The sequence below is a fragment of the Pseudomonas sp. H1_A03 genome (assembly GCF_054685145.1).
In genome coordinates, this window is the sequence record NZ_CP162829.1 from 4,133,025 (window position 1) to 4,145,407 (window position 12,383).

Annotated in this window: 6 protein-coding genes; all 6 read left to right on the forward strand. The window is 62.1% G+C overall.

What is annotated here, in order from left to right:
* The first annotated feature begins 13 nt into the window (after window positions 1–13).
* The 6 genes from AB4O35_RS19305 (at window position 14) to AB4O35_RS19330 (ending at window position 12,314) form a co-directional block, all read left to right on the forward strand.
* On the forward strand, window positions 14–1,312 hold the full coding sequence (locus AB4O35_RS19305; RefSeq protein WP_065881531.1) for an MdtA/MuxA family multidrug efflux RND transporter periplasmic adaptor subunit: 1,299 nt from the start codon (window positions 14–16) through the stop codon (window positions 1,310–1,312).
* Window positions 1,309–4,410 (forward strand): MdtB/MuxB family multidrug efflux RND transporter permease subunit, encoded by a 3,102-nt coding sequence (locus AB4O35_RS19310; protein WP_065946401.1) that lies wholly within the window; start codon window positions 1,309–1,311, stop codon window positions 4,408–4,410. The genes AB4O35_RS19305 and AB4O35_RS19310 overlap by 4 nt, the downstream gene beginning before the upstream one ends.
* The gene (locus tag AB4O35_RS19315; protein ID WP_065881528.1) at window positions 4,407–7,514 is read left to right on the forward strand and encodes an efflux RND transporter permease subunit; all 3,108 of its coding nucleotides are present in this window, start codon (window positions 4,407–4,409) and stop codon (window positions 7,512–7,514) included. Before AB4O35_RS19310 ends, AB4O35_RS19315 begins: the two co-directional genes overlap by 4 nt.
* Window positions 7,511–8,980: an efflux transporter outer membrane subunit gene (locus AB4O35_RS19320; protein ID WP_065909151.1), complete on the forward strand. Its 1,470-nt coding sequence runs from the start codon at window positions 7,511–7,513 to the stop codon at window positions 8,978–8,980. The genes AB4O35_RS19315 and AB4O35_RS19320 overlap by 4 nt, the downstream gene beginning before the upstream one ends.
* Before the next feature lie 436 nt (window positions 8,981–9,416).
* Window positions 9,417–11,513, forward strand: a complete 2,097-nt coding sequence (locus AB4O35_RS19325; RefSeq protein WP_065946399.1) for a putative bifunctional diguanylate cyclase/phosphodiesterase — start codon at window positions 9,417–9,419, stop codon at window positions 11,511–11,513.
* 54 nt (window positions 11,514–11,567) lie between these two features.
* Window positions 11,568–12,314: an SDR family oxidoreductase gene (locus AB4O35_RS19330; RefSeq protein WP_065946398.1), complete on the forward strand. Its 747-nt coding sequence runs from the start codon at window positions 11,568–11,570 to the stop codon at window positions 12,312–12,314.
* The last annotated feature ends 69 nt before the right edge of the window (window positions 12,315–12,383 follow it).

Genomic DNA, 12,383 nt, shown 5'->3' on the forward strand with positions numbered 1-12,383 from the left:
GCTCTCGCGCCCAATGGTTGATCACTCCATGCAATCCTCCCCCCGCAACTCCCGCCGCTGGTTGTTCGGCCTGCTCGTGCTGCTGGTTATCGCCGGCCTGTGCTGGAAATTCTGGCCCAGCGGTGCCGCCCATAAAGACGCGCCGGCCGGCCATGCGAGCAAGACCGGCATGGCGCGCCCTGGGTTTGGCGGTTCCACTGGCCCGGTGCCGGTACGCGTGGCGCCTGCGGTGCTTGGCGAGTTCCCGGTGTACTACAAGGCCTTGGGCACGGTTACCGCACTGAACACGATCAATGTGCGCAGCCGGGTGGGTGGCGAGTTGGTGAAGATCGCCTTTGAAGAAGGGCAGATGGTCAAGGCCGGCGACCTGCTGGCCGAGATCGACCCGCGCAGCTACCAGAACGCCTTGCTCCAGGCCCAGGGCACGCTGATGCAGAACCAGGCCCAACTGAAAAACGCCCAGGTCGACGTGCAGCGTTATCGCGACCTGTTCGCCCAGGACAGTATTGCCAAGCAGACCCTGGACACCGCCGAAGCGCTGGTTTTGCAATACCAGGGCACGGTCAAGACCAACCAGGGCGCGGTGGATGACGCCAAGCTCAACCTCGAATTCACCAAGATCCGCGCACCGATCAGTGGCCGCGTGGGCCTGCGCCAGGTGGACGTGGGCAACCTGGTGGCGGCCAACGACACCACCTTCCTGGCCGTGATCACCCAGACCCAACCGATCAGCGTCGCCTTCACCCTGCCGGAAAATACCCTGGAAACCGTGCTTGCTCGCTACCACGCCGGCAACAAACTCCCTGTGGAAGCCTGGGACCGTGGCGATGTGAAAGTACAGGCCACCGGCGTGCTGCAGAGCCTGGACAACCAGATCGACGTCACCACCGGCACCCTGAAATTCAAGGCGCGCTTCGATAACAAGGACCAGGCGCTGTTCCCCAATCAGTTCGTCAATGTGCACCTGTTGGCTGACACCCTGCATAACGTAGTGCTGGCGCCGTCGGCGGCGATCCAGTTCGGCAACACCGGCACCTTCGTCTACGTGCTCGACGGCGACAAGAAGGTCAAGGTGCAGCCGCTGGTGGTCGGCGATACCGATGGCGATAACACCGTGATCAAGCAAGGTCTCAAGGCCGGCGACCGCGTGGTGCTGGAAGGCACTGACCGTTTGAAGGACGGCAGCGAAGTCGAAGTGGTGAATGAGAGCAGCGAAGTGCCGACCACGCCTACCGAACACCTGCAAGGCAAGCCCGCCGCGAAAGGGGAGACCGGCGCTGCCGCCGGCAAGGCGCAAAAGGTCGGTTCATGAACCTGTCGCGACTGTTTATCCTTCGCCCGGTCGCCACCACGCTGAGCATGCTGGCCATTGTGTTGGCCGGCATCATTTCGTACCGCTTGTTGCCGGTTTCGGCGTTGCCCCAAGTGGACTACCCGACCATTCGGGTGATGACCCTGTACCCCGGCGCCAGCCCGGATGTGATGACCAGTGCGGTCACCGCGCCGCTGGAACGCCAGTTCGGGCAAATGCCCGGCCTCACGCAAATGGCCTCCACCAGTTCCGGCGGCGCGTCGGTGCTGACCCTGCGTTTCAACCTCGACATCAATATGGATGTCGCCGAGCAACAGGTGCAGGCCGCGATCAACGCCGCGACCAACCTGTTGCCCAAGGATTTGCCGGCGCCGCCGGTGTACAACAAGGTCAACCCGGCGGACACCCCGGTGCTGACCCTGGCCATTACCTCAAAAACCATGTTGCTGCCCAAGCTCAATGACTTGGTCGACACGCGCATGGCGCAGAAAATCGCGCAGATCAGCGGCGTCGGCATGGTCAGCATCGCCGGTGGCCAGCGCCAGGCCGTGCGCATCAAGGTCAACCCCGAGGCCCTGGCGGCCAACGGCTTGAACCTGTCGGACGTGCGCACCTTGATCGCCGCTTCCAACGTCAACCAGCCCAAGGGTAACTTCGACGGCCCCACCCGCGTGTCGATGCTTGATGCCAACGACCAGTTGGTCTCGCCCGCGCAGTACGCCGAGTTGATCCTGGCCTACAACAATGGCGCGCCGTTGCGTCTAAAAGACGTGGCACAGATCGTCGACGGCGCCGAAAACGAGCGCCTCGCGGCTTGGGCCAATGAAAACCAGGCCGTGCTGCTGAATATCCAGCGCCAGCCGGGGGCCAACGTGATCGAGGTGGTGGACCGCATCAAGGCGCTGCTGCCAAGCATCACCGACAACCTGCCGGCCGGCCTCGACGTGACGGTGCTCACTGACCGCACCCAAACCATCCGGGCGTCGGTGAAAGACGTGCAGCACGAATTGCTCATCGCCATCGCCCTGGTGGTGATGGTGACGTTCCTGTTCCTGCGCAGGGTCAGCGCCACGCTCATTCCGTCCATCGCCGTGCCGCTGTCGCTGGTGGGCACCTTTGGCGTGATGTACCTGGCGGGTTTCTCCATCAACAACCTCACGCTGATGGCCTTGACCATCGCCACCGGTTTCGTGGTGGACGATGCCATCGTGATGCTGGAGAACATCTCGCGCTATATAGAGGAGGGCGAAACGCCCTTGGCCGCGGCGCTAAAGGGCGCCAAGCAAATCGGTTTTACCCTGATTTCCCTGACCCTGTCGCTGATCGCGGTATTGATTCCGCTGCTGTTCATGGCCGACGTCGTCGGGCGCCTGTTCCGTGAGTTCGCCATCACCCTGGCAGTGGCTATCCTGATTTCCCTGGTGGTGTCCCTGACCCTCACGCCGATGATGTGCGCGCGGCTGCTCAAGCGTGAACCCAAGGAAGAGGAGCAAAGCCGATTCTACAAAGCCAGTGGTGCCTGGATCGATTGGTTGATCGCGCGTTATGGACGCATGTTGCAGTGGGTGCTCCGGCACCAACCGCTGACCCTGCTGGTCGCCATCGCGACCCTGGGCCTGACCGTGGTGCTGTACCTGGTGGTGCCCAAAGGCTTCTTCCCGGTGCAGGATACGGGCGTGATCCAGGGTATTTCCGAAGCGCCGCAGTCGATTTCCTTCGCCGCCATGAGCCAGCGCCAGCAGGACCTGGCGAAGATCATCCTGGCCGATCCAGCGGTGGAAAGCCTGTCGTCCTACATTGGTGTGGACGGTGACAACGCTACCCTCAACAGTGGGCGCTTGTTGATCAACCTCAAGGCTCACGGCCTGCGCGACTTGAGCGCAGCCCAAGTGATCACCCGCTTGCAGCCGCAAATCGACAAGCTGGTGGGCATCCGCCTGTTCATGCAGCCGGTGCAGGACTTGACCATCGAAGACCGTGTCAGCCGCACCCAGTACCAGTTCAGCATGTCTTCGCCGGATTCCGAGTTGCTGGCGTTGTGGAGCGAAAAACTGGTCCACGCGTTGAGCCAGATGCCCGAACTCACCGACGTTGCCAGCGACCTGCAGGACAAGGGCCTGCAGGTGTACCTGGTGATCGACCGCGATGCGGCGTCACGCCTGGGTGTCAGCGTATCGACCATCACCGATGCGCTTTACGATGCCTTCGGCCAACGGCAGATTTCTACCATCTACACCCAGGCCAGCCAGTACCGCGTGGTATTGCAGGCCCAGTCCGGCGAAACCCTGGGCCCGGATGCGCTGAACCAGATCCATGTGAAAACCACCGATGGCGGCCAGGTGCGCTTGTCCAGCCTGGCCCATGTGGAACAGCGCCAGGCGCAACTGGCGATTGCGCACATCGGCCAGTTCCCCGCGGTGATGATGTCGTTCAACCTGGCGCCTGGTGTCGCGTTGGGCAAAGGCGTGGAGCTGATCAACCAGACCCAGAAAGACATCGGCATGCCGGTGGGCGTGCAGACCCAGTTCCAGGGCGCGGCCCAGGCGTTCGAAGCCTCGCTGTCGAGCACCTTGCTGCTGATCCTGGCGGCCGTGGTCACCATGTACATCGTGCTGGGTGTGCTCTACGAGAGTTATATCCACCCGATCACCATCCTCTCGACCTTGCCGTCGGCGGCCGTGGGCGCGTTGCTGGCGTTGCTGCTCAGTGGCAATGATCTGGGCATGATTGCGATCATCGGCATCATTTTGCTGATCGGTATCGTCAAGAAGAACGCGATCATGATGATCGACTTCGCCCTCGATGCTGAACGCAACCAGGGGCTCGACCCGCAGACCGCGATCTACCAGGCGGCGCTGCTGCGCTTCCGGCCGATCCTGATGACCACCTTGGCCGCATTGTTTGGTGCAGTACCGTTGATGCTCGCCACCGGTTCCGGCGCTGAACTGCGTCAACCTCTGGGCCTGGTGATGGTCGGCGGTTTGTTGGTGAGCCAGGTGCTGACCCTGTTCACCACGCCGGTGATTTACCTGTACTTCGATCGCCTGGGCCGTCGCTGGCGCAAAGAGCCGCAAAGCCTGGAGCCGGTTGAGTCATGAACCTGTCCGGACCTTTCATTCGCCGGCCGGTAGCGACCATGCTGCTGAGCCTGGCGATCATGTTGCTGGGCGGTGTCAGCTTCAATCTGCTGCCGGTGTCGCCGCTGCCGCAGATTGATTTTCCGGTGATCGTGGTGTCGGCCAGCTTGCCTGGCGCAAGCCCCGAGGTGATGGCGTCTACCGTGGCCACGCCGCTGGAGCGCTCGTTTGGCGCGATTGCCGGCATTACCACCATGAGTAGCTCGTCGAGCCAGGGCTCTACCCGGGTGATCCTCGCGTTTGACTCCGACCGGGATATCAACGGCGCGGCGCGGGAAGTGCAGGCGGCAATCAATGCCTCGCGCAACCTGCTGCCCAGCGGCATGCGCAGCATGCCCACCTACAAAAAGATCAACCCGTCCCAGGCGCCGATCATGGTGCTGTCGCTGACCTCGGACGTGCTGCAGAAAGGCCAGTTGTACGACCTGGCCTCGACCATTCTTTCGCAAAGCCTGTCCCAGGTGCCGGGCGTAGGCGAAGTGCAGATCGGCGGCAGCTCCCTGCCGGCGGTGCGCATCGAGCTGGAGCCCAAGGCCCTCGACCAGTACGGCGTGGCCCTCGACGATGTGCGCAACACCATCGCCAACGCTAACCAGCGTCGGCCCAAAGGCTCCCTGGAAGACAGCCAGCGCAACTGGCAGATCCAGGCCAACGACCAGTTGGAAAAAGCCAAGGACTACGAGCCGCTGCTGATCCGCTACCAGAACGGCGCCGCCTTGCGCTTGAGTGATGTGGCGAAGATCAGCGACGGCGTGGAAGACCGCTACAACAGCGGTTTCTTCAACAACGAACCGGCGGTGCTGCTGGTGATCAACCGCCAGTCCGGCGCCAACATCATCGAGACGGTCAGGCAGATCAAGGCGCAGTTGCCGGCGTTGCAGGCGGTGCTGCCGTCCAGTGTCAAGCTGAGCCTGGCGATGGACCGCTCGCCGGTGATCACGGCGACCTTGCACGAAGCCGAGATGACCCTGCTGATCGCCGTGGGCCTGGTGATCCTGGTGGTGTACCTGTTCCTCGGTAACTTCCGCGCCTCGCTGATCCCGACCCTGGCGGTGCCGGTGTCACTGGTGGGCACCTTTGCGGTGATGTACCTGTACGGTTTTTCGTTGAACAACTTTTCGTTGATGGCGTTGATCCTGGCCACCGGCCTGGTGGTGGACGATGCCATTGTGGTGCTGGAGAACATTTCCCGGCATATCGACGAAGGCGTGCCGCCGATGAAGGCGGCGTACCTGGGGGCCGAGGAAGTCGGGTTTACCTTGCTGTCGATGAACGTGTCGCTGGTGGCGGTGTTCCTGTCCATCCTGTTTATGGGCGGGATTGTCACTAACCTGTTCCGCGAGTTTTCCATCACCTTGTCGGCGGCGATCATTGTGTCGCTGATTGTCTCGCTGACCCTGACGCCCATGCTGTGCGCGCGCTGGCTCAAGCCCCATGTCAAAGGCCAGATGTCCGGTTTGCAGCGCTGGAGCCAGAAGGTCAACGACCGCATGGTTGCCGGCTACGCGACCAGCCTGGATTGGGTGCTGCGCCATCGTCGCCTGACCCTGCTTAGCCTGTTGCTGACCATTGGTTTGAACGTGGCGTTGTACGTGGTGGTACCGAAAACCTTCATGCCGCAGCAGGACACCGGCCAGTTGATCGGTTTTGTGCGAGGCGATGACGGCCTGTCGTTCAGCGTGATGCAACCGAAGATGGAAACCTTCCGCAAAGCCGTGCTCAAGGACCCTGCAGTGCTCAGCGTGGCCGGCTTTATCGGCGGCAACAACGGCACCAACAACGCGGTGATGCTGGTACGCCTCAAACCTATCAGCGAACGCAAGATTTCCGCCCAGGCGGTGATCGAGCGCCTGCGCAAGGACGTGCCGCTGGTGCCGGGCGGGCGGCTGTTCCTGATGGCCGACCAGGACCTGCAGTTCGGTGGCAGCCGCGACCAGACCAGTGCGCAGTATTCCTACATCCTGCAAAGTGGCGACCTGGCGGCACTGCGCCTGTGGTATCCGAAGGTCGTCGCGGCCCTGCGCGAGCTGCCGGAACTCACCGCCATCGACGCCCGAGAAGGCCGGGGTGCGGCGCAGGTCACGTTGATTGTCGACCGCGACCAGGCCAAACGCCTGGGGATCGACATGAATATGGTCACGGCGGTGCTCAACAACGCCTACAGCCAGCGGCAGATTTCCACCATCTACGACAGCCTCAACCAGTACCAGGTGGTGATGGAGGTCAATCCCAAATACGCGCAGGACCCGATCACCCTGAACCAGATGCAGGTGATCACCGCTGACGGCGCGCGGGTACCGTTATCGACCATTGCCCATTACGAGAACAGCCTGGCGGACGACCGCGTCAGCCACGAAGGCCAGTTCGCTTCGGAAAACATTGCCTTCGACATGGCGCCCGGTGTGACAGTGGAGCAGGGCACGGCCGCTATCGAGCGGGCGATTGCCAAGGTCGGCTTGCCAGAAGATGTGATCGCCAAGATGGCCGGCACCGCCGATGCCTTCGCGGCCACACAGAAGGGCCAGCCGTTCATGATCCTCGGCGCGCTGGTGGCGGTGTACCTGGTGCTGGGCATTCTGTATGAAAGCTACATCCACCCATTGACGATCCTCTCGACCCTGCCGTCGGCCGGTGTTGGCGCGATGCTCGCCATTTACCTGACGGGGGGCGAGTTCAGCCTGATCTCCTTGCTGGGCCTGTTCCTGCTGATTGGTGTGGTGAAGAAGAACGCGATCTTGATGATCGACCTGGCCCTGCAGCTGGAGCGTAACGACCGCATGGGGCCGATGGAGTCGATTCGCAGCGCCTGCCTGATGCGTTTGCGGCCGATCCTGATGACCACCCTGGCGGCCATCCTCGGTGCGTTGCCTTTGCTGTTGGGCAGTGGTGATGGCGCGGAAATGCGTCGCCCCCTGGGCCTGACCATCATCGGCGGCCTGGTGTTCAGCCAGGTCCTGACCCTTTACACCACCCCGGTGGTTTACCTCTATCTCGACCGCGCGCGCCATCGCTTCAACAAATGGCGCGGTGTGCGTACCGATGCTGCCCTGGACACTGCGCTATGACCGATTCAACCTTTGCCCAATTGGCCATGTTCCGTGGTTGCCGCGTGGCGAGCCTGGTGCTGTGTGGCGTGTTGCTCAGCGCCTGCGCTATTGGCCCCGACTACAAGCGCCCGGAAGTCGTCGAGCCCGCCCAATTCAAAGAAGCCCAAGGCTGGCGCCAGGCAACCCCGAGCGACGCCTTGGCCCGTGGCGCCTGGTGGGAACTGTACGGCGACCGCCAGCTCAATGACCTGGTGCTGCGCCTCAACAATTCAAACCAAACCGTCGCCCAGGCCGAAGCGCGCTTTCGCCAGGCCCAGGCGCTGGTGCGCAGTTCCCGTGGTGCGTTTTACCCCAGCGTTGACCTCAGCGTCGGTAAAACCCGCGCCAGCCAAGGCACCGGCAGCAGCAGCGCCAGCCTGAGCAGTTCCAGCAGCGGTATCCGTGACACCCTGAACGCACAGTTGGGTGTGAGCTGGGAGGCGGATATCTGGGGCAAATTGCGCCGTGGCCTGGAAGCCAACGAGGCCAGCGCCGAAGCCAGCTCGGCGGACCTGGCGGCGATGCGCCTGAGCCAACAGTCGGAACTGGTGCAAAGCTACCTGCAACTGCGCGTCATGGATGAACAGACGCGTTTGCTGCAAGCCACGCTGGAGGCCTATCAGCGCTCCCTGCAAATGACCCAGAACCAATACCGCGCCGGTGTCTCCGGCAAGGACGCGGTGGCTCAGGCGCAAACCCAGCTCAAGACCACCCAGGCCAGCCTGATCGACCTGATCTGGCAACGTGCCCAATTGGAAAACGCAATTGCCGTGCTGATCGGCGAGGCGCCGGCCAACTTCAACCTGGCGGTGAGCAAAGACATCCCGGCACTGCCGCAGATTCCGCTGAGCCTGCCGTCGCAATTGCTTGAGCGTCGCCCGGATATCGCCTCGGCCGAACGCTCGGTGATCGCCGCCAACGCCAATATCGGCGTGGCCGAGGCCGCTTACTATCCGGACCTGAGCCTGAGCCTGGCCGGCGGCTATTCCAGCAGTACCTATTCCGACTGGATCAGCCTGCCGAACCGCTTCTGGTCGGTAGGCCCCAAGCTCGCCATGACCCTGTTCGACGGCGGCCAGCGTTCGGCGGAAGTCGACCGCACCGTGGCCAGCTATGACGAGACCGTCGCCAAGTACCGCCAGACCGTGCTGGATGGTTTCCGCGAAGTGGAAAACTACATGGTGCAGCTCAAGGTGCTGGAAGACGAGGCGGTGGTCAGCAATGAAGCGCTTGAGGCCGCGCGTGAATCGCTACGGCTGACCCAGAACCAGTACAAGGCCGGGCTGATTGCCTACCTCGACGTGGTCACCGTGCAAGCGACGGCCCTGAGCAACGAACGCACCGTGTTGACCTTGTTGCAGACGCGTCTGGTGGCCAGTGTGCAACTGATCGCCGCATTGGGCGGTGGTTGGGATGGGAAGACACCCATTGCCGAGAAAGACTGATCAACACCTGTGGGAGTTGGCTCGCCTGCGATGACCCTAGGCATCTACACATTTCAAATGTGATAGTGCGTAGCAGCTGTCGAGCCCCGGCGAGGCTGCGTTTGCGGGCTGCCTGACACACCGCTGACGCAGCCTCGCCGGGGCTCGACAGCTGCTACGCAGAGGGTTCGCTGTAAATGTGTAAATACTTATGCTGCGATGACATCAACTCGGTCTGCCTGATGCACCGAGGCGCCTGTATCGCGGGCAAGCCAGCTCCCACAAAAAAGCCAGCCAGGCACACTGTCCACACCGTTTTCGAGCCATCCGATTGACGTCAAAGTGCCAGTGATAGCTATACGATAATTAATCAACTGTACAAGAATTATTCTCGCTACAATCGCCCGCTTTGCCACTTTGCACGGGCCTCTCAGGCCTGCTGCGCACGAGAAGTCCCATGCTCATCGGTAGTTATTCACCCTCCCTGGTTGCGATCTCACTGCTTGTCGCGATCCTTGCTTCCTACACCGCGTTAGATCTGTCCGGCCGCATTGCCACCGCCAAAGGTCGCGCGGTCTATCTATGGATAGCCGGCGGCGCGATGGCGATGGGGGTCGGGGTGTGGTCGATGCATTTCATCGGCATGCTCGCGCTGCGCCTACCGTTTGCGCTGGGCTTCGATACAGGCATCACCGCGTTGTCGTTGTTGATCGCGGTGCTGTCCAGCGGCTTTGCGTTGTGGCTGGTCAGCCAGCCGCGTTTACCTGCCTGGCAACTGGCGTTTGGTGCGCTGATCATGGGCACCGGCATCGCCTGCATGCACTACACCGGCATGGCCGCGATGCGCATGACGCCGGGTATCGATTACGACCCGGCCTTGTTTGGCGCCTCTTTGTTGATTGCAGTCGGGGCCTGCGGCGCAGCGTTGTGGATCGCCTTCAATCTGCGCCGTAATACCCCGTACGTGCGCCTGGCACGGGGTGGCGCAGCGGTCGTGATGGGTTTTGCCATCGTTGGCATGCATTACACCGGTGTGGCGGCGGCGCAGTTCGCCGATGACAGTTTCTGCGGTGCCGCACTGGACGGCTTGAGCGGCAATGGCCTGGACAATCTGGTACTGGTCACGACCCTGGCGGTGCTCGCCATCGCCTTGCTGACCTCACTGCTCGACGCGCGCCTGGAAGCCCGCACGGCGGTGCTCGCTGACTCCCTGACCCAAGCCAACCAGGAGCTGACCCACCTGGCCCTGCACGACATGCTCACCGGCTTGCCCAATCGCACCTTGCTCGCTGACCGCATTCAACAAGCCATGCAGGCCGTCAAGGAGCAGGGCGGTTGCTTCGCACTGATGTTTATCGATCTGGACGGCTTCAAACCGGTCAACGATGCCTTCGGCCACCACATGGGCGATCAGTTGCTGCGTGAAGTTGGCCAGCGCCTGCGTGAAGATTTGCGCAGCCAGGACACCCTGGCGCGTATCGGCGGGGATGAGTTTGTATTGCTGGTGCAACTGACCCAGCCGGATGACGCACTCGGCCTTGCCGAACGCCAGGTGATCCTCATCAATCGCGCGTTCCAGGTAGCCGAGCATGAGCTGAAGATCTCCGCCAGCGTTGGTATCGCCATGTTCCCGGGCAACGGTAGCAACCCCCAGGAACTGCTGATGAACGCCGACGCCGCGATGTACCACGCCAAGGGCGTGGGCAAAAACGGCTACAGCTTTTTTGATGCATCGATGAACACCAATGCGCGCAAGCAGTTGCAGTTATTGCAAGACCTGCGCAATGCCCTGGAACAGCAGCAGTTGCAGCTCTACTACCAGCCCAAGTTCGACGCGGTCAGTGGTATTCCGGTCGGCGCCGAAGCGCTGTTGCGCTGGGAGCATCCGCAACATGGCCTGCTGCTGCCCGCGATGTTCATCGAACTGGCGGAAAAGTCCGGGCTGATCATTCCCATCGGCGAGTGGGTGCTCAATGAAGCCTGTCGCCAAATGAGTATCTGGTACGCCCAGGGCTACGAAGACTGGCGCATTGCGGTGAACCTTTCGGCCATGCAGTTTTGCCATGCCGGACTGGTCAAGAGCGTGGCTGCGGCCCTTGAACGCCATCAGTTGCCAGCCAACAACCTGACCCTGGAAATCACCGAAACCACCGCCATGAGCGATGCCGATGCCAGCATGACCGTGTTGCAGGCGCTGTCGGACATGGGGGTCGATTTGTCCATCGATGACTTCGGCACGGGTTACTCCAGCCTCATGTACCTCAAGCGCCTGCCGGCCAATGAGCTGAAGATCGACCGTGGGTTTGTCCGTGACCTGGAGCACGACAGCGATGACGCCGCCATCGTCTCGGCCATCGTCGCACTCGGCCAGGCGTTGGGGTTGCGCATTGTTGCCGAAGGCGTGGAAACCAATGTGCAGCAGCGTTTCCTGACTCGGTTGGGGTGTGATTCCCTGCAGGGTTACCTGCTGGGGCACCCGTTGCCGGCGGAGGGGTTCATGGCCGATATACAGCGCGCCGAAATAGGCGTTATGCCTGACAAAAGCCGTGCGTGACGGGTATTCTCGGATACGACCCTAAACATCAGGTTGAATCAGGAGAACGCACGCATGGACAAAGTCGTCATCATCACCGGGGGCAGCCGTGGGATCGGCGCCGAGACGGCCTTGCTGGCCGCTCGCGAGGGCTATCGCATCTGCATCAACTACCAATCCGACGAAGAGGCTGCGCACCGTGTGCTCGAGCAGGTCCGTGCGCTGGGCGTCCAGGCGATTGCCGTGCGCGCCGATGTGAGCAGCGAAGATGAAGTGATCGCCTTGTTCAACCGTGTCGACGCCGAACTGGGCCGCGTCACCGCACTGGTCAACAATGCTGGCACCGTGGGGCATAAGGCGCGGGTTGATGAGATGTCCGAGTTCCGCATCCTCAAAATCATGAAGACCAACGTGCTCGGGCCGATCCTGTGTGCCAAGCACGCGGTGCTGCGTATGTCGCCCAAGCATGGCGGGCAGGGTGGCAGCATCGTCAACGTCTCGTCGGTGGCGGCGCGACTGGGCTCGCCGGGTGAATATGTCGATTATGCGGCCTCCAAAGGCGCGCTCGACACGTTCACCCTGGGCTTGTCGAAGGAAGTCGCGGGCGAGGGCATTCGTGTCAACGCCGTGCGCCCTGGTTACATCTTCACTGACTTCCATGCCCTGAGCGGCGACCCGGATCGCGTCAGCAAACTCGAGTCCGGCATCCCCATGGCCAGGGGCGGGCGCCCGGATGAAGTGGCGGAGGCGATTATCTGGTTGCTGTCGGATAAGGCTTCGTATGCGACGGGCACATTCCTGGACCTGGGTGGCGGCCGCTGACCGGACTGACGCCATCGCGGGCAAGCCCGGCTCCCACATTGGAATGCGTACACCTGTGGGAGTCGGGCT